The 17,857-nt window shown below is 67.2% G+C and carries 13 protein-coding genes and 1 riboswitch; of the genes, 9 read left to right on the top strand and 4 right to left on the bottom strand.

Going from position 1 to position 17,857, the window contains the following annotated elements; translation table 11 throughout:
* Positions 1-267: 267 nt before the first annotated feature.
* On the top strand, positions 268-591 hold the full coding sequence (locus tag ACZ6YI_RS21465) for a hypothetical protein (RefSeq protein ID WP_440323706.1): 324 nt from the start codon (positions 268-270) through the stop codon (positions 589-591).
* On the opposite strand, the gene ACZ6YI_RS21460 is transcribed toward ACZ6YI_RS21465, so the two are convergent.
* Positions 588-1,379 (bottom strand): AraC family transcriptional regulator, encoded by a 792-nt coding sequence (locus ACZ6YI_RS21460; protein WP_440323704.1) that lies wholly within the window; start codon positions 1,377-1,379, stop codon positions 588-590. The two genes, ACZ6YI_RS21465 and ACZ6YI_RS21460, sit on opposite strands and share 4 nt — an antisense overlap.
* Positions 1,380-1,524: 145 nt before the next feature.
* On the opposite strand from ACZ6YI_RS21460, the gene ACZ6YI_RS21455 reads away from it, so the two are divergent.
* The 5 genes from ACZ6YI_RS21455 to ACZ6YI_RS21435 all read left to right on the top strand — a co-directional run bounded on the left by ACZ6YI_RS21455 (position 1,525) and on the right by ACZ6YI_RS21435 (position 6,556).
* A complete protein-coding gene (locus tag ACZ6YI_RS21455; RefSeq protein WP_440323702.1) occupies positions 1,525-1,767 on the top strand; it encodes a hypothetical protein in 243 nt (80 codons plus the stop codon).
* A gap of 76 nt (positions 1,768-1,843) precedes the next feature.
* Positions 1,844-2,302, top strand: coding sequence for a MarR family winged helix-turn-helix transcriptional regulator (locus tag ACZ6YI_RS21450; RefSeq protein WP_440323700.1), 459 nt, complete (start codon positions 1,844-1,846; stop codon positions 2,300-2,302).
* Positions 2,303-2,324: 22 nt separating this feature from the next.
* Positions 2,325-3,773, top strand: coding sequence for an efflux transporter outer membrane subunit (locus tag ACZ6YI_RS21445; protein ID WP_465780391.1), 1,449 nt, complete (start codon positions 2,325-2,327; stop codon positions 3,771-3,773).
* Between the two features lie 29 nt (positions 3,774-3,802).
* Positions 3,803-5,017 carry an efflux RND transporter periplasmic adaptor subunit gene (locus tag ACZ6YI_RS21440; protein ID WP_440323696.1) on the top strand — a complete coding sequence of 405 codons (1,215 nt, stop codon included), beginning with the start codon at positions 3,803-3,805 and terminating at the stop codon, positions 5,015-5,017.
* Positions 5,018-5,029: 12 nt separating this feature from the next.
* Positions 5,030-6,556 (top strand): DHA2 family efflux MFS transporter permease subunit, encoded by a 1,527-nt coding sequence (locus ACZ6YI_RS21435; protein ID WP_440323694.1) that lies wholly within the window; start codon positions 5,030-5,032, stop codon positions 6,554-6,556.
* 159 nt (positions 6,557-6,715) lie between these two features.
* On the opposite strand, the gene ACZ6YI_RS21430 is transcribed toward ACZ6YI_RS21435, so the two are convergent.
* Positions 6,716-7,249 carry an acyloxyacyl hydrolase gene (locus ACZ6YI_RS21430; RefSeq protein ID WP_465780390.1) on the bottom strand — a complete coding sequence of 178 codons (534 nt, stop codon included), beginning with the start codon at positions 7,247-7,249 and terminating at the stop codon, positions 6,716-6,718.
* 141 nt (positions 7,250-7,390) lie between these two features.
* Between ACZ6YI_RS21430 and ACZ6YI_RS21425 the strand changes: the two genes are divergently transcribed.
* The 3 genes from ACZ6YI_RS21425 (at position 7,391) to ACZ6YI_RS21415 (ending at position 11,964) form a co-directional block, all read left to right on the top strand.
* Entirely contained in the window at positions 7,391-10,453 is a 3,063-nt protein-coding gene (locus tag ACZ6YI_RS21425) for a bifunctional diguanylate cyclase/phosphodiesterase (RefSeq protein ID WP_465780389.1), read from the top strand.
* An 86-nt stretch (positions 10,454-10,539) separates the two neighbouring features.
* On the top strand, positions 10,540-11,316 hold the full coding sequence (locus ACZ6YI_RS21420) for a dioxygenase family protein (protein WP_465780388.1): 777 nt from the start codon (positions 10,540-10,542) through the stop codon (positions 11,314-11,316).
* 81 nt (positions 11,317-11,397) lie between these two features.
* A complete protein-coding gene (locus ACZ6YI_RS21415; protein ID WP_465780387.1) occupies positions 11,398-11,964 on the top strand; it encodes a DUF2239 family protein in 567 nt (188 codons plus the stop codon).
* Positions 11,965-12,067: 103 nt separating this feature from the next.
* Here ACZ6YI_RS21415 and ACZ6YI_RS21410 read toward each other — a convergent pair whose 3' ends face one another.
* Both ACZ6YI_RS21410 and ACZ6YI_RS21405 read right to left on the bottom strand, forming a co-directional pair.
* Positions 12,068-15,235 (bottom strand): efflux RND transporter permease subunit, encoded by a 3,168-nt coding sequence (locus ACZ6YI_RS21410; RefSeq protein WP_465780386.1) that lies wholly within the window; start codon positions 15,233-15,235, stop codon positions 12,068-12,070.
* 215 nt (positions 15,236-15,450) lie between these two features.
* Positions 15,451-17,331: a TonB-dependent receptor domain-containing protein gene (locus tag ACZ6YI_RS21405; RefSeq protein WP_465780385.1), complete on the bottom strand. Its 1,881-nt coding sequence runs from the start codon at positions 17,329-17,331 to the stop codon at positions 15,451-15,453.
* 141 nt (positions 17,332-17,472) lie between these two features.
* A riboswitch (cobalamin riboswitch) is annotated at positions 17,473-17,706 on the bottom strand.
* Between the last annotated feature and the right edge of the window lie 151 nt (positions 17,707-17,857).

The raw sequence follows: 17,857 nt of genomic DNA, 5'->3' as shown, positions 1-17,857 counted from the left end.
TTGAGCTTGAAGCGCTTCGGGTACTTGGCCATGTCGGACATCTCAGGTGGGAGAAGATGTCCAACTTCTGGGGGTCACCTCATTGCGCGCGATGGCTCTTGCGGCGAGCACCCATCGCGCGCAAGCGCGCTCCCACAGGTTCACGGCCGGCGAACTGTGGCGGCGATCACGGGAACCCACATTGGCCAGATTTCTCAGAATAGTCTGATTCCATTCGCTCCCGGCGCACCGCAGGCTCGTTGGCCCAGTGTCTCCCGGAGCCCGAACATGCGCCGTTTCACCGCCCTTCTTCTCAGCGCCTGCGCCGCGCCTGCCTTTGCCGCCACGGCGTGCACCGATGAGCGTTACGTATTCGGCAACCATCGCTTTCCGTCGCACGAGGAGGCGCTCGCCGAATGCACGCGCGACGAAGCGGAAATGACCAACGCGGAAACAGGGAACTACGAACGTGGCGGCGGTTGCCGCGATATCGGCGAAACCGGCCAGCACGACGGCTGGACCTATGGCCGCGTGGCCGTCGACGTCGTCGCGCGCGACAGCGGCGAGCCCTACACCTTCGAGGGCCTGTGGATGTGCAAGCCCGCGCTCTAGACCGCGGCCGCCTGGCGCGACAGGTAGCGCCCCGGCGTATCGCCGAACGCCTTGCGGAACATCGCCACGAACGCGCTCGGCGTGGCATAGCCGAGTGAATCGGCGATGGTCGCCACTGTTTCACCCTCGGCCAGGCGTTCCAGCGCGCGGGTCAGCCGAGCGGTCTGCCGCCACTGCGCGACGCTGCACTGGGTTTCCTCGCGGAACAGCCGGGTGAGCGTGCGCACCGACAGCCCCGCCCAGTTCGCCCAGTCCTCGATGCTGCGGGTGTCCTCGGGGTGTTCGACCATCGCCATGGCCACGCGGCGCAGCCGCCGGTCGCTAGGCATCGGCAGGTGCATGCGTTCCACCGGGGCATGGCGGATCTCATCCAGCAGCACGGCCAGCAAGCGCTCTTGCTCCGGCGATCGGGCGCCATCCGGCGTCCAGGTCGCCGCGCGCTTCACCACCGCACGGAACACGTCGTCGACGCCGACCACGCAGGCGTGGTCGGGCAGGCCCCTCGATGCCTCGGGCGAGACGAACACGCCCCACGCCCGGCTGGGCCCGGAAATGCTCACGGTATGCAGGAGACCGGGCGGCATCCAGCCCGCGCGATGGGGTGGCAAGAGGTAGGTGCCGCGATCTGTGCGGGTGACGATAAGGCCTTGCTCGACATAGAAAAACTGACCGCGTACGTGCTGGTGCCAGTCGATCTCGTGCAGCGCGGAGTCGCGCTCCATCGCATAGGCAAGCAAGGGCGGGCCATCGGCCCGATCAAACACCTCGTGGAACGATTCTTTTTCCATTTTGGCCGGATCTCGACACTAATTGGCCCGATAACGATATCAGGCCGATAGGGTCCATGTATAACATTTGCATCCCCAAGTAACTGTCCCGCGCGCGGCATCCGCCGACAGCCCGTGCAGGGGACACCGACGCCGGAGGCCCCCCATGATCCGCCTCGTCACCACCGACTTTTCCGAACTCCACGAGGACAGCGCCGCCGGCGAAGCCCTCGTCACCTTCGTCGCCTGCGCCCATTCGATGCTCGATCCGACCACGCCGGAAGAGCTGCGGCGCCGCCTGGAGCCGCGTCTCCTGGCCCAGCTGCCGACCCTCCGGGCGCTCGGCGTGTTCGATCTGTTCGCCGTCCGCAACCCCGCCCTGGCAGCCCTCCTGGACGACGAGGAGTAGAAACGCCAAGCCGAAAATATATGACACAGGTATATTTGCCTTGACAATTAAACGTCAGGCAATAGAATATGCGTCCATGAATACGAACCTGTGCGCTTCCCCGGATGGCCGCGATAGCCTCGGCGCCCTCATCGGCATGGTCCGCGGCGAAATCGTGCGGGCGATCGAGGCCGACCTCGCCGCGCTGGGGGCGGACCTCAAGTTCACCCAGTTCCACGTGCTCAAGCGCCTCGCCAACCTGGGCCCGATGACGGCCACCGAGCTGGCGCGCGCCGTGGACCTGGATGGCGGTGCCATGACCCGCCAGCTGGACCAGTTGGAAGCCAAGGGCTACCTGCGTCGCCAGCCGCACGAGCAGGACCGCCGCGCGCTGCGCATCGAGCTCACCGAGGCGGGCCACGCGCTGTGGCGCCACCTGCACGAAAGCAACGTCGCCACGCTCGAGCGCGCACAGAAGGATCTGTCGCCGGAAGAGCGCAGCCAGCTACTCGATTACCTGCAGCGCGTGCTTTGCGTGCTGCGCGACAAGAACTGATCTAAAACCTGAGGCAAAACGCATGCGTCTGCACACTCTCGTGGCGGCCATCGGTGCCGCCTTCGTCCTTTCCGGCTGTGTCACCAGCCGCGGACTGGAAACGCAGGGCCACCTGACCGACCCGGCCACCCTCCACGCCGAGCAGAGCCTTGGCCGCGGCGACGCCAGCCCGTCGGCGTGGCCGGCCGCTGACTGGTGGACGGGGCTGGGCGATGCCCGCCTTTCCGCGCTGATCGACGAAGCCCTGAAGGACAGCCCGAACCTCGCCATCGCGGATGCCCGCGTGCGCCAGGCCCAGGCCCAGGCTGGCAGCGCCGACGCGAACCGCGATCCCACCTTCAACGTGGGTGGCGGCGTCGCTGGCGCGCACCTGCCGCAGGGCCTGGTCGGCAACGAGCTCGGCCACTTCAGCTGGACGAAGTACGGCTACGGCAACTTCAACTGGGATCTCGACCTGTGGGGCGGCAAGCGCGATGCGTTCGAAGCCGCCGTGGGTTCTCAGCGCGCGGCGGAAGTCGATGCCCGCGCCGCGCGCATCGAGATTTCCACCAACGTCGCCCGTGCGTACGTGCAGCTCGGCTACGCCTTCGACCAGATGGACGTCGCGAAGGCCGAACTCGACCGCAGCCGTACCTCGCGTGACCTGACGAAGCAGCGCGTCGCCGCCGGCGTCGACAACCAGATGCAGGTGAAGCAGGCCGATACGGAAGTCGCCTCCGCCGAACGCGAGATGGCCGTGGCGCAGCGTGCGATCGACACTTCGCGCACCCAGCTCGCCATGCTGCTGGGCAAGGGCCCGGACCGCGGCCTCGCGATCGAGCGCCCGACCACGCTCACGCCGTCCGCCGTCGCGGTGCCCGCCAACGTGCCCGCCGACCTGCTCGGCCACCGCGCCGATCTCGTCGCCGCGCGCTGGCGTGTGGAAGCCGCCTCGAAGGACATCGATTCGGCGAAGAAGGAGTTCCTGCCCAACGTCACGCTCGGCGTCCTCGCCGCGCAGGTCGCGGGTGGATCGAACAACCTGTTCTCGTCGGCCGCGCGCTTCTGGCAGGTGCTGCCGGCGATCAGCCTGCCGATTTACGACGGCGGCCGCCGTCGCGCCAACCTGGCCGGCAAGGATGCGCAGTACGACCTGGCCGTCGCGCAGTACAACCAGACCCTGGTGGGCGCGGTGAACGAAGTGGCCGATGACCTCGCCGGCCTGGATGCGCTGAACGCGCAGATGCAGGCCCAGCAGCGCGCGCACGATGCCGCGCAGCAGGCGTATGACCTCTCGCAGCAGCGCTACAAGGCCGGTGTCGGCAGCTACCTCGAATCGCTCGTGGTGCGCCAGCAGCTGCTCCAGGCCGAGCAGCGCCTCGTGTCGCTGCGCGCCGAACAGGTCGATACCTCGGTACAGCTTATCCAGGCGCTTGGTGGCGGCTTCCGCCCCGAAGCCGGCGACCAGCCGGTCGCCGACGCCACCCGCTAAGAACACACACACTTTCCAAGGCACACACCATGTCACAAGAAACCACCGCACCGACCGGCGCCACCGTGGCGCCACCGCCGAAGAGCCGTCGTGGGTTCTTCCTGAAGCTGCTCGTCCTCCTCATCGTCCTCGCCGCCATCGCCTGGACGGTGTGGTACTTCGTGGACGGCCGCTGGTATGAAGATACCGACGATGCGTACGTCAACGGCAACGTCGTGCAGATCACCCCGCAGATCGCCGGTACGGTCACCTCCATCGGCGCCGACGACGGCGACCTCGTCCACCAGGGCGACGTGCTGGTGAAGCTCGACCCGAGCGACGCCGAAGTGGCACTGGAAAGCGCGCGCGCCAACCTCGCCACCACCGTGCGCCGCGTGCGCGGCCTGTACAACAACGTGACCTCGGCGCAGGCCGATGTCTCGGTGCGCCAGACCGCCGTGGATCGCGCGCGCCAGGATTACAACCGCCGCCGTGACCTCGCGAAGAGCGGCGCCATTTCGGCCGAAGAACTGTCGCACGCCCTCGATACGCTGACCTCGGCCGAAAGCAGCCTCGCTTCGGCGAAGCAGTCGTACAGCAGCAGCAAGGTGCTGGTCGATGACACCGTCGTCGCCTCGCACCCGGATGTGCGCGCCGCCGCCGCCAAGCTGCGCTCGGCCTACCTCGACTTCGTGCGCTCCACGCTGGTCGCCCCGACCGATGGCTACGTCGCCAAGCGCAGCGTGCAGGTCGGCCAGCGTGTGCAGCCGGGCGCCGCCCTGATGGCCGTCGTGCCGCTCCACGAGGTGTGGATCGACGCGAACTTCAAGGAAACGCAGCTCACCCACATGCGCATCGGCCAGCCGGTCGATGTCACCGCCGACGTGTACGGCAGCGGCACGGTCTACAAGGCGAAGATCCGCAGCCTCGGCGTGGGCAGCGGCAGCGCGTTCTCGATCCTGCCGGCGCAGAACGCCACGGGTAACTGGATCAAGATCGTCCAGCGCGTGCCGGTCCGCGTCGTGTTCACCGAGCCGAAGCAGCTCGATGAGAAGCCGCTGCGCCTTGGCCTCTCGACCAAGGTCACCGTCTCGCTGCATGACCAGAACGGTCCGCTGCTCGCCCAGCAGGCACCGACCAAGCCGGAATTCTCGACCAACGTGTATGACAAGCAGCTCGCCGATGCCGACAAGGACATCGCCCGCGTCATCCACGAGAACGCGTCGGCCGGCGACGGTGCCGAGCAGCAGAAGGCACCGAAGTAAGGAGCCCGCTCCATGAATACGCCATTCCGGCCACCGAACCTGGCGTTGTCCACGGTCGGTCTGTCGCTCGCCACGTTCATGCAGGTGCTTGATACCACCATCGCGAACGTGTCGCTGCCGACGATCGCGGGCAACCTCGGCGTCAGTTCCAACCAGAGCACGTGGGTGATCACGTCGTTCGCAGTGAGCAACGCGATCGCGCTGCCGCTGACCGGCTTCCTCACCCGCCGCTTCGGCGAAACCAAGCTGTTCGTGTGGGCCACGCTGCTGTTCTCGCTGGCCTCGTTCCTGTGCGGTATCGCGCAGAGCATGAGCATGCTCATCCTGTTCCGCGCCATCCAGGGCGCGGTCGCGGGCCCGATGTACCCGATCACGCAGTCGTTGCTGATCTCGATCTATCCACCGGCGAAACGCGGCATGGCGCTGGCGTTGCTGGCGATGGTCACCGTCGTCGCGCCCATCGCGGGCCCGATCCTCGGCGGCTGGATCACCGACAACTACACCTGGCCGTGGATCTTCTTCATCAACGTGCCGATCGGCATCTTCGCTTCCATGGTGGTCGCGAACCAGATGAAGGGCCGCCCGGAGGTCACCGAGAAGCCCAAGGTCGATTACATGGGCCTGATCACGCTGATCATCGGCGTGGGTGCGCTGCAGGTGGTGCTCGACAAGGGCAATGACGAGGACTGGTTCAACTCGCCGTTCATCGTCGTCACCGCGATCATCGCCGCGATCGGCCTGGCCGTGTTCCTGATCTGGGAGCTCACCGACAAGGATCCGATCGTCAACCTGAAGCTGTTCCGGCACCGGAACTTCCGCATGGGCACGTTGTGTCTCGTGCTGGCCTACGCGGCGTTCTTCGCCATCGGCCTGCTCGTGCCGCAGTGGCTGCAACGCAACGTGGGTTACACCTCCACGTGGGCAGGCTTCGCGTCGGCACCGCTCGGTATCCTGCCGGTGATCCTCACGCCGTTCGTGGGCCGGTATGCGCACAAGTTCGACCTGCGCATCCTGGCGAGCGGCGCGTTCATCGTGATGGGCGCCACCTGCTTCCTGCGTTCGGATTTCTACCTCGAGGTGGATTTCTACCACGTGGCGATGGTGCAGCTGATCCAGGGCCTCGGCGTGGCGTTGTTCTTCATGCCGGTGCTGTCGATCCTGCTCTCGGACCTGCAGCCGAACGAGATCGCGGCGGGCTCGGGCCTGGCCACGTTCCTGCGTACGCTGGGTGGTAGCTTCGCGGCCTCGCTCACCACGTTCCTGTGGGATCACCGCGCGATCGTCCACCACGAGCGCCTGGCGGAAAACATCACGCCCTATAACCAGGGCGCGCAGGCGGCGCTCACCCAGATCGGCCACGGCGACAGCACCTACGCCGCGGCCTCGGTGAACCAGATGATCACGCAGCAGGCCTACCAGGTGTCGTTCAACGAAGTGTTCTACCTGCTCGGCTTCGTGTTCATGGCACTGATCTTCGTGGTGTGGCTGGCCAAGCCGCCGTTTGCCGCGAAGGCGGGGCCGGCGGCCTCGGGGCACTGAGGCCATCGCGTGCAAGCACGCTCCCGCGACAGCCGGCCCGCATAGCCCGTTGTGGGAGCGTGCTTGCACGCGATAAACCCCGCGACAAGGCACCAAAAGAAAGGCCCGGCATCCACATGCCGGGCCTTTCTCATTTACGAAAGATCGTAAATTACTACGTCAGATATCAAACCCAAGACCAATCAAAGCCATCGTCTCACCCCGGTTCGGCTCCTTGAAGCTGCCGTTCGAGATGTGCCGGACCTGGAAGCTGATGTTCTTCCACTGCCAGCCCAGCGTGCTGACGAACTGATAGCTCGACGACAAAGCCTGGGTGTGGCCACCCGCCGTACCGGCGACCTGGAAGCTGAAGAAGAACGGGTGGAACCAGTCGCCATCCACGCCGTAGTGCAGGCGGGCACCGGCGGCGCCGACCCACACGTTGTTGGTCACGCCAGGGTTCGAATTGGCGTAGCGGCCGACATCGCGGCCCTTGATGTAGCCGATCGACACATCGGGGGACCAGGTGAAGCGGCTGGCGCCGATCTGGGAGGCATCGAATACCGACTCGATGAAGAAGGCATCCGTGGGGTGGCTATCCATGTAGCTGCGGCCACCCTGGACCTCGATATGGGTCTCCGCGGCGGCGGGCAGGGCGGTGGCGGAAAGTGACAGGGCGGCGAGGACGCCAAGGACGACGCGGGACGAGCGCATGGGGGAACGGGTCCTTATGGTGGGACGTTTCTATGGAGCGAATTTTAGAACTCGATCGTTCGGTAAATAGTGTTGAGTGGGCGTGAAAAAAGGGGGTAGGGAAAGGATATTTCTGCCGAATATCCGCAGGATTGCACTGGCGTGTTTCAGGCATGCCGTCTCAAGCACACGCCCGGCTCGCCGATAAAGGCCATGGGCTGCGTTTCGGCAGCCTTTCCAACGGGCAAGGGCGAGGCTGAGACGGACGTGACGGGGGCGTTGGACAAGGGAGCGACCAGGCTGCGCGCGCGCCGGATCCGGCTTGCGCTCTGGCTTGCGGCCGCCGCGTTGTCCGTCGGCGTGGTCGCGATCGTCGGCCACATGCAGTTCGATGCCTACCGGCGCATGCTCGGCTCGGCCCAGCGGCAGATCGCCGGCGCCTCCTCCGGGGTCATCCGCACGCTCGACCAGGACATCGATGCCAGCCTTGGCCCGCTGCTGGCCCTGCGCATCGGCGTAACGAGCGCGGATCCGGGCCCGCTGCAGACGGCGCTTGCCGAGGTACATGCACGCCACCCTGAGCTGGGCAACCTCGTGGCGATGAACCAGGCCGGCGATGTGATCGCCTACACCCGGCCACCCCGACCGACCGACTGGCGGAGTGCGCTCGCGGCACCACGGCACCATGCCCTTGGCGCCAGCGTGCGGGTGAGCGTGACCGCCGCGCATGACGGCCTGGCGCCGACCGTACGCGTGGTGGTGGATTCCCGCGTCGCGGAACCGGCAAGCTTTGGCGCGCGCATCGACGGCGAGCGCGCCAGCGAGATGTTGCGCCACTCCATGCTCAGCGCCACCGGCGTGCTCAGCGTGTTCTCGACGAGCGGGCAACTGTTTGCGACCAACCGCGCCGGCCTGGCCCAGCAGTGGACGCTCCACGACATCGCGCCGGGCGGCAGCGGCAGCTACGACGAAGGCGACTACACCTACGCCTGGACCGCATCGGCCACCTATCCCCTGGTCGTGCGCGTCGGCATCGATCGCACGGCCATCCGTGCCGAGTGGCTGCACCAGGCGCAGGCCACGGTGCTCGCCACGCTGATCCTCCTGCTCATCCTCAATGGCGTGGCGGCATGGCTGGGCCGCGCCTACCGTCACCAGGGCACCCTGCTGGAAGCGCTCACGCGCAGCGCGCGCCACCTCGGCGACGTGCAGCGCAGCGGGCACATCGGCCTGTGGGAAGCCGACCTGCATTCGCGCACCATCCTGTGGACCGGCCACGTGCACGAGATCACCGGCCTGCCGCTGGCGCAGATGGGCGGGCGGCTGGGGACCTACTACAAGCTGGTACACCCGGAAGACCAGGCGGCCATCGTGGCCTGGCTCGACCGCTTCGCCCACGGCGATGGCCCCTACGAGATGGAACACCGCCTGTGCCGCCCCGATGGCAACGAGGTGCGCGTGAACCTGCGCGCGGCGCGGATCACCAACGAGGCCGGCACGCCGGTCCTCGCCGGGACGATCAGCGAGATCACCGCGTTGCACGAGACGCGGCAGCGCCTGCGCGAGTCCGACCGCGACCTCGCCGCCAGCGAGGCGGCCTACCGCAAGCTGCTCGCACGCATGCCGGTGCCGCTGCTCGTGGTCCGCGATGACCGGATCGATTTCGCCAACCCGCTCGCCGAGGAACGCCTGGGCGCGAGCGGCGAAACCCTGACCGGCCGCGACGCGTCCGCGCTGATGGACAGCGACGCCCTGGCCGCGATCCGCGCGGGCAGCGGTGAAAACGCGGGCGTTACCGCATGGCTGGAACCGATGCGCGGGATGCCGTTCGAAGCGGAGCTGGCGCTGTCGGACTACAAGGATTCGCGCGGCCGCGGCACGCTGGTGATCGTGCGTGACGTGACCGAACAGCGCCTTTACGAAGAACGCCTGAACCACCAGGCCACGCACGACGAGCTCACCGGCCTGCCCAATCGCCGGGCGTTGCGCGAGCAGCTCGACGGCCTCGTGCACGATGCCGTCCGCGACAACAGCGGCCTGATGGTCCTGTTCATCGACCTGGACCACTTCAAGTTCATCAACGACGCCCTCGGCCATGCGCTGGGCGACCAGGTCCTGCGCGACGTGGCGATCAAGCTGGGCGATACGCTCGACGGGCTGGGCCATATCGGCCGCTTCGGCGGCGATGAGTTCGTCGCGACGCTTCCGTTTACCGGGCCGCCCGCCAAGGCGCTCGATGTGCTTCCGCGGATCCAGCGCGCCATCGAGGAGCCGCTGGAAGTCAGCGGCACCTTGCAGCGGCTGAAGTGCAGCATCGGCGTGGCCTTCGCCACGCGCGACGGCGCGGATGCGGATACGCTGATCCGGAACGCCGACACGGCGATGTACGACGCCAAGCGTTCCGGCCGGCACACGTGGAAGCGTTACTCCGCGGAAATGCACGCGACCGCGATGGCGCGGCTCACGGTGATCAGCCGCCTGGCCCCCGCGAACCTCGACCAGGAACTGGCGCTGGCGTGGCAGACCCAGCATGACAGCCTGACCGGCCGCCCGATCGGCGTGGAGGCGTTGCTGCGCTGGCCCACGGCACCGGGCGACCTTGCGTGGCCCGACCAGCTCATTCCCCTGCTGGAGGAAACCGGCGCGATCGTCCCCATCGGCCAGTGGGTACTGCGCGAGGCCTGCCGCCAGCAGCGCCGCGTGGTGGAAGCCCTGGGCGAAGGCTGCCGCGTGGCCGTGAACATCTCCGCTCAGCAGCTCGCCCACGCGGATCTGGTCTCGGAAGTGCGCCAGGCGCTTCGCGAAACGGGCGCGAGCGCCTCCGCGCTGGAACTCGAGCTCACCGAAAGCGCCTTCATGCACGAACCGGAGCGCGCGATCTGCACGCTGCATGAATTGCGCGCCATGGGCGTGAGCATCGCGCTGGACGACTTCGGTACCGGCTATTCCAACCTCACCTACCTGTCGCGCCTGCCGCTCGACAAGATGAAGGTGGACCGGCACTTCACGACCACGTTGCTGGAAGACACGGCGGACGCCTCGATCTGCCGCTCGATCATCTTCCTCGCCCGCAGCCTGAACCTGCAGGTGGTCGCCGAGGGCGTGGAGACCCAAAGCCAGCGCGAATGGCTCGAGCGCGAGGGCTGCCGCGCCATGCAGGGCTTCCTGTTCTCGCGGCCGGTGCCGCTGGACGAGCTCGGCCGGGCACCAGCGTTCGCCCGCTGAACAATCCGTTCGCCGCGCGGTGATTTATCCGCGCCGCCGCGATGCCTACATTGGTGGCTATCCCCACGCACACCCAGGCACCCGCCATGCAACGCGCACCCGCCCTCTTCGTCTCCCACGGCGCCCCCACCTTCGCGCTGGAGCCCGGCCTGCTCGGCAGCCAGCTCACGGCGCTGGGCGAGCGGCTGGATAGCGCCACGGCGATCGTCGTGGTGTCGCCGCACTGGCAGACCTGCGGCGTGCGGGTGATGGGCGCGCCGCGCCCCGCGACGATCCATGACTTCGGCGGTTTCGCCCCGGAGCTCTACACGCTGACCTACCCGGTCCCCGGGCTGCCTTCGCTGGCGGCCGAGACCGCGGGGCTGCTGATCGAGCAGGGGTTCACTGCCCTGGTCGATGGCGAGCGTGGCCTGGACCACGGCGCCTGGGTGCCGCTCCGCTACCTGCGCCCGCGTGGGGATGTCCCGGTGCTCCAGGTCTCGATGCCGCACAACCTCGATGTCGATTCCGCCCTGCGCCTGGGCAAGGCGCTTGCGCCCCTGCGCGACCGCGGCGTGGCCGTGGTGGGCTCGGGCAGCCTCACGCACAACCTGCGCGAGGCGCGGGTGACCCGTGAGGCGGAAGAGTACGCAAAAGCCTTCGCCGCCTGGGCACGCTCCGCCGTGCGCGCCGGCGACACCGAGGCGCTGCGTGATTACCGCACCCACGCGCCCTCGGCGCTGCGCGCGCACCCCACCGACGAGCATTACCTGCCCCTGCTGGTCGCGGCGGCCGCGGCAGGCAACGACAAGCCGTTGGTCATCGATGGCGGCATAACCTATGGCGTGCTTTCCATGGACTGCTACGCCTGGGGCGTCCACTAGGTCGGATATTTTACCCGGGCACTATTGACGGCTAATTTTTACCGGGTAATATCTGGCGGGTCCCGGTTACAGGAAGACCCCATGCCTCTGAACTTCACCGCATTCGACGGTACCGCCCGGCTCGCCGCGGGTTCGTTGCCCATCGTGGCCGAACGCTGCAAGGCGCTGCTCGATAGCGATCCGAACGCCAGCCCGATCATCTACGACGACAGCACCGGCCGCCCGGTGGATGTCGATTACCGTGGCACCACCCATGAGGTGCTCGCCCGCCTACCCGCGACCGACGACGCCCCGGCGGCTCGCCGCGGACCGGGCCGGCCGAAGCTCGGCGTGGTGGCGCGCGAAGTCACCCTGCTCCCGCGCCACTGGGACTGGCTGGCCAGCCAGCCCGGCGGTGCCTCGGTGGCGTTGCGCCGCCTGGTCGAGAGCGCCAGCCGCGAGAACGTCGACGCCGACCGTGCGCGCCAGGCGAGCGAAGCGGTGGACCGGGTGATGCTGGCGCTGGCCGGCAACCTGGCCGGGTATGAAGAAGCCTCGCGTGCTTTCCACCGGCGCGAGGCAGAGCGCTTCAACAGCCAGACCGAGGCCTGGCCCGTGGACGTGCGCGACTACGTGCGCAGCCTGGCAGCGGCAGTGCTGCACGCCTGATCGCGCCTGGCCGCCTTGTGGGAGTGAGCTTGCGAACGATGGGTTCGCGGAAGAGCATCGCTCGCAAGCTCACTCCCACAAGGTGTCGGCCACGCACGGTGGCTCACACCGGCTGCAGCTTCCTTATCGTCTTCCAGGTCTTGTACCGGCGCTTCAGCATCCGCCGGTATTTCCGCTTCGCCACGCGCTCCTTGCGGTCGTGGTTCCACAGGTAGATCGCCGGCGTGCTCAGCAGCGTGAGCAGCTGCGACACCAGCAGCCCGCCGACGATGGCGATACCGAGCGGGCGGCGCATCTCCGAGCCGACACCGAAACCGATGGCCAGCGGCAGCGCCGCACCCATCGCCACCAGCGTCGTCATCGTGATCGGCCGGAAGCGCACGAGCGCCGCCTGGCGGATCGCCTCCACCGGGGACATGCCCTTATCGCGTTGCGCGGTCAGTGCGAAGTCCACCATCAGGATCGCGTTTTTCTTCACGATGCCGATCAATAGCAGTACGGAGATGATCGCCATCAGCGTGAGCTGCGTCTGCGTGATCAGCATCGCGAGGAACGCACCCGCGCCCGCCGCCGGCAGCGTGGAGAGAATGGTCAGCGGATGGCCAAGGCTCTCGTACAGGATGCCCAGCACGATGTAGACCGCGAGGATCGCGCCGATCAGCAGCACCATGCCGTTGGATTGCGCATCCTTCAGGCGCTGGTTCGCACCGGTGAAGTCCATGCGCACGCCTTCAGGCAGGTTGAGCCGCGCCACGGCCTGTTCGACCAGGGTGTTGCCCTTGTCGGGGGTGATCTTCGGCGCGAGGTTGTAGGTGATATCCGCGGACTCAAGCTGGTTCTGGTGGGTGACCGCGCTTGGCGTCGAACGCGGCGCGATATGCGCCACCGCGCTCAAGGGGATCATGTTGCCCGCGGTGTTCTTCACGTAGGTATTCAGCAGCGCATCCGGCGAAAGCGATTGCGCCGCCGCCGCGGTGAGCACGACCCAGTACTGGTTGATATCCGAATAGATCACCGACACCTGGCGCTGGCCGAATGCGTTGTACAGCGCCGTGTCGATCATGCCCATGCCGATCTTCAGGCGGCTGGCGGCATCGCGATCCACCTGCAGCATCTGCTGCTTGCCCACCACGTCGAAGTCGCTGCCGACGTCACGGAACTCCTTCATGCCGCGCATGATCTGCACGAGCTTCAGCGTCCACGGCTCGAGGCTCTCGCCGCCGGTGCTGATCAGCTGGAACGAGTACTGGCCACGGTTGCTGTTGCCGCCGCCACCGCCAAGGAACTGCACGGGGCTGAAGAACACCTGGACGTCCGAGATCTTCTCGTACTCCTTGCCCATGCGCTCCATGATTTCCTTGATCGACTCCTGGCGGTGGTCGGGGCCGCTGCCTTTCGGCTTCAGGTCGATGAACATCAGGCCGTTGCTGCCCACGGCACCGCCATTGTCGCCGCCAAGGATCGCGGTGACGTCGGCGACGGTCGGATCCTTCTGCATGATCTCGGCCACCCGAGTCAGGCGCCGGGTCATCTCGTCCGGGGAAATGTTGGCGTCGGCATTGATCTCGGCCTGCAGCATGCCGGTATCTTCATCGGGCATGAAGTTGCCGCCCGCAGTCTTCACCACGGCCATGGCGAGCAGGAACGTCGCGATCAGCAGGGTGATCGGCTGCCAGCGCATGATCCGGCGGTGGCGCATCGCCCAGTCCAGCCCGCGCTCGTACAGGCGCAGGAAGCCCTTGTCGAAACGCTCCAGGGCCCTTTCCATCCGGCCGGGCACGCGGTCGGGCTCGTCATGCTTCAGGTAGCGCGCACACAGCGCGGGCGTCAGCGTCAGCGAGACGACGGCGGAGATCAGCACCGCGGCCGCGAGGGTCACCGAGAACTCGCGCAGGAGCTTGGTGATCATGTTGTTGCCGAACAGCAGCGGCGCGAACACGGCGACCAGCGAGATCGTGATCGAGATGACGGTGAAGCCGATTTCGCGGACGCCCTCCAGCGCCGCAGGCATGGGCCCGGATCCGTTCTCCATGTGGCGCACGATGTTCTCGATCACGACGATCGCATCGTCCACCACGAAGCCGATGCACAGGACGAGCGCCATGAGCGACATGGTGTTCAGCGTGTATCCGAGACTCCACATCACGACGAACGCGCCCGCCAGCGACAGCGGCACGCTCAGCGTCGCGATCAGCGTGGGTCCGAGCCGGCGCAGGAACACCAGCATGACCAGGCACACCATCACGATCGAGATCATCAGCGCGACCTTCACCTCGTGAAGCGCCGACTGCGTCGTCTGGGTGAGGTCGAAGATGGGCGTGACCACCGCGTCCGCCGGCAGCATCGCGCGGAAGCGCGGAAGCGCCGCACGGATCGCGTTGGCCGTTTCGATCGAGTTGGCTTCGGGCCGCTTGCTGATCTGCATGGTCACCGAGCGTTCGCCCTGGAACCACGCTTTCTGGAAGATATCCTGCTGGCCGCTGGTCACCGTGGCGATGTCGGAGAGGCGCACCGGGACGCCGTTGCGCATGGCGATCAGGATGTGCGCGAAGTCGTCGGCTTCGCGCAGGCCGTCGTTCGCGATGACCGTCATCTGCGAGCGGCCGTCGGAGAGCAGGCCTTGCGGCGAATTGACGTTGGCCGCCTGCAGCGCGTTCGAGACATCGTTCGCGGTCAGGCCCTTCGTCGCCAGCGCATTGGTGTCCAGCTCCACGCGCACCGCATGCGGCGTGCCGCCGAAGACCTGGACGCGCGCGACACCGTCGATCTGCGAGACCGTGGGCCGGATCAGCGTGTCGACCACGTCGAACAGCTTGTCGGCCGGCATGGTCTTCGAGGTGAACGAAACGAGCAGCACCGGGATCTGCCCGGTATCGAACTTGAAGTACTGCGGCGGGCTGGGCATGCCGGCCGGCAGGTCGGCGACCGACGCGTTGATGGCGGCCTGCACATCGCGCGCGGCTGCGTCGGTCGAACGATCCATGGTGAAACGGACGCGGACGAACCCGGCTCCCTCGGAGCTGTTGGAATACATCTGGTCCACGCCCGGGATCTGGCCCAGGTGGCGCTCCAGCGGCGCGATGATGGTGTTGGCCATCGTCTGCGCGTTGGCACCCGGCATCTGCGCCTGGATGAATACCGCAGGCACCTCGATCGAGGGCAGCGCGGCCACGCCCAGCAGCATGTAAGCCAGTATGCCAGCCAGCGTGAGGCCCGCCGCGAGCAGCGACGTTCCACGAGGCCGGCGAATGAAGGGAGCAAAAAAGTTCACGACACATCCTGTGACAGCGGGAAGTCCCGCGCCGCGCACTTTATGCCGTGAGGGCCCTTCGTGTCGCCTGTGCCGTCCGTCAGGCCCCTGCCGAAAGGCAGGGGATGACTGTTTAAGCAGTTAACTCCATCCGTGGGAGCGCGCTTGCGCGCGAGGGAGCTTGCGGCAAGACCCATCGCGCGCAAGCGCGCTCCCACAGACCTATACGTCAGGCGTTACGGAGCGGGCGCGAAGCGCACGGTCAGGTAGTACGTGCGGCCCAGCTGGTTGTAGTACGCGGCGGTCTCGTAACGCTTGTCCGCGACATTCGCCACCCGGCCCTGCACGCTCCAGGCGCTGTCGACGTGCCAGGTCGCGCGGAGGTCCGCGGTCGCATAGCCGCCGAGGCGGGTGGTGTTCGCCGCATCGTCGTAGCTGTAACCGGCGGCGTACACGGAGCCGCCGAGCGTGAACATGCCCAGGTCCTTGTCGAGATCGACGCGGCCGGTGCGGCGCGGGCGGCGGGCCAGCAGATTATCCTTCTGCGGGCCATTGTCACGATTCAAAGGCTGCTGGAGCGTGGCATATGCGCGAAGATGCCAACCATCCACATCGGCGCCGAGCTGCCCTTCGAGGCCACGGAGGCGTGCCTCGCTGACATTGATCGGCAGGAAGTCGGCGTCGAAGCCGATCAGGTCATCCACCTTGGTCTGGTAGGCATTCACCGCCCAGTTCCAGATACCCGGCGCGCCGCTCAGGCCGATCTCGGCGGTGCGCGACTTCTCCGGCTTCAGCGCGACCGGCGCGCCGTACGGGTAGTACTCATCGTTGAAGGTCGGCGCGTGGAACGCTGTGCCGTACGACGCGGTGATCCGCATGCCGTTATCGAAGCGGAAGCCATACGCCGCCGCGCCGGTGTTGTGGTTGCCGAACTGGGTGTTGTGGTCGTGGCGCGCGGAGAGCTGGATCTCGTGCGGACCGAAGACGCCCTGGTACAGGGCGAACACACCGGTGTTGTTACGGGTGGTCTTGAGGTAGTCGGTGTCGCTATCCAGCTTCTCCTGCTGGTAATCCACGCCGGCGCTCAGCGTCTGGCCCGGGGCCAGCGTGAAGTCGTTCTGCCAGGCCGCCTGGTTGCGCTTCGAGTACAGGTAACCCACGCGCGCCTTGTCGACCCCGTAGTTGACGAAGTCGAGGGTCTTGTCCGCGCCATTCAGGTAATTGTCCGCGCGGTCCTGGTTCTGGCCCAGGCTCACCGACATGCGCCAGTCGGCCATGGCATCGAAGCTGAGCTTGCCGCCGGCCACCTGCTGCGAACGGCGGGTCAGGTTCTGGAAATCACCGTCGTATTCGATCGTGCCCTTGCTGCGCAGCCAGCTACCGGTGAGCTCGGTGCCGTCATCCCAGCGGTAACCGCCGGAGAGGGCGCCGTTGTAGGTGCGGTAGGCGTCGTGGTCCGGTTCGTCGGTGAAGCAGCCCTTGAAGGCCGTGCCCGCGCCGATGCGGCAGGCGTTGATGCCCGCGGTGTACTGGCCGCCCAGGCTGGCGTTGTACCAGCCGTGCGTGGTGCCGCCGGAGACGCCGACCTGGCCGGCGGTGTAACCGTGGCTGCCACCGGTGACCGACACCGACGGGGTCGGCGCTTCGCCGGCCTGGCCGTGGCGGGTGAAGATCTGGATCACGCCGCCGATGGCGTCGGATCCGTACAGGGTGGAGCGGGGCCTGCGGACCACTTCGATGTGGTCGATCTGTTCGACCGGGAGCTGCTCGTAGGCGGGCAGGCCGGCGCCGACGGTGCCGACGCGCACGCCATCGACCAGCACCAGGGTGTGGGCGGAGTTCGTGCCGCGCATGAACATCGAGGTCTGCTGGCCGAGGCCGCCGGTGTTCGCCATGACCACGCCAGGCAGGCCCGTCAGCAGGTCCTGGACGCTGATCGGCTGCAGGCGCTCGATGTCTTCGCGGGTGATGACCGTGACCGGCGCCAGCACCTCGTCGAGCGGGGTGGGCGCGCGGTTCGCGGTCACGACCACCGCCGGCAGGTTATCCGGGGCATCCGCGGCGTGCGCCATGGCGATGGAGGACAGCAGGGCCGTCGCGAGCAGGGTCTTCTTCATGGTTCGTCCTTATGCCGGCTACCGGCAAGCTCAAAACAAGGACGGTCACGGGAGAGGCGAACGGCGCACGGGCGAGACCCGGGCTGTCCGGATCCGCCCGCCGCGAATCGTCCGAAACAGGTCGACCCCGCGGCCATGGCTGGCGCGGGGGCGTTTCGGGCCGGTCTCCGGACTTGCCTCACCCCGCACGAACGGGGAACTGCCGGCGCCTTCCCACCTTCTCAGGCAGTGGCTATGGCCGGCCAGGCGGGGTGGTATCCCCTGGGGCTTACCGTTGCGGGGGCAGTGCCGGCCTTGCCACGACGTGGCGCACCGGCTTCCCGTTTCATCCTCCTGGCTGTGGCCAGGGCGGACACCCGAACGGGCGCATTCTACCCGGACCCGTGGGAGCGGGGGGGGGGGCGGGGGGGGGGGGGGGGGGCGGCCCACCCCCCCCCCCGCCCCCCCCCAAATGACATAGCGCCCCGGGACAAAAAATTAACCTAAAAAAGAAAAAAAAGGTATAGTATATGGAGCCGGGGGGCCC

This window comes from Luteibacter sp. NPDC104163, from assembly GCF_055584245.1.
Note: the sequence above shows the minus strand (reverse complement) of the source record. Positions and strands in the feature narration are given on the sequence as shown.

Excerpts from the sequence above, each read along its gene's own strand:
- ACZ6YI_RS21450 (WP_440323700.1), top strand. The coding sequence starts at position 1,844 with ATGAATACGAACCTGTGCGCTTCCCCGGATGGCCGCGATAGCCTCGGC.
- ACZ6YI_RS21465 (WP_440323706.1), top strand. The coding sequence starts at position 268 with ATGCGCCGTTTCACCGCCCTTCTTCTCAGCGCCTGCGCCGCGCCTGCC.
- ACZ6YI_RS21420 (WP_465780388.1), top strand. The coding sequence starts at position 10,540 with ATGCAACGCGCACCCGCCCTCTTCGTCTCCCACGGCGCCCCCACCTTC.
- ACZ6YI_RS21435 (WP_440323694.1), top strand. The coding sequence starts at position 5,030 with ATGAATACGCCATTCCGGCCACCGAACCTGGCGTTGTCCACGGTCGGT.
- ACZ6YI_RS21460 (WP_440323704.1), bottom strand. The coding sequence starts at position 1,379 with ATGGAAAAAGAATCGTTCCACGAGGTGTTTGATCGGGCCGATGGCCCG.
- ACZ6YI_RS21430 (WP_465780390.1), bottom strand. The coding sequence starts at position 7,249 with ATGCGCTCGTCCCGCGTCGTCCTTGGCGTCCTCGCCGCCCTGTCACTT.
- ACZ6YI_RS21440 (WP_440323696.1), top strand. The coding sequence starts at position 3,803 with ATGTCACAAGAAACCACCGCACCGACCGGCGCCACCGTGGCGCCACCG.
- ACZ6YI_RS21445 (WP_465780391.1), top strand. The coding sequence starts at position 2,325 with ATGCGTCTGCACACTCTCGTGGCGGCCATCGGTGCCGCCTTCGTCCTT.
- ACZ6YI_RS21415 (WP_465780387.1), top strand. The coding sequence starts at position 11,398 with ATGCCTCTGAACTTCACCGCATTCGACGGTACCGCCCGGCTCGCCGCG.
- ACZ6YI_RS21455 (WP_440323702.1), top strand. The coding sequence starts at position 1,525 with ATGATCCGCCTCGTCACCACCGACTTTTCCGAACTCCACGAGGACAGC.
- ACZ6YI_RS21405 (WP_465780385.1), bottom strand. The coding sequence starts at position 17,331 with ATGAAGAAGACCCTGCTCGCGACGGCCCTGCTGTCCTCCATCGCCATG.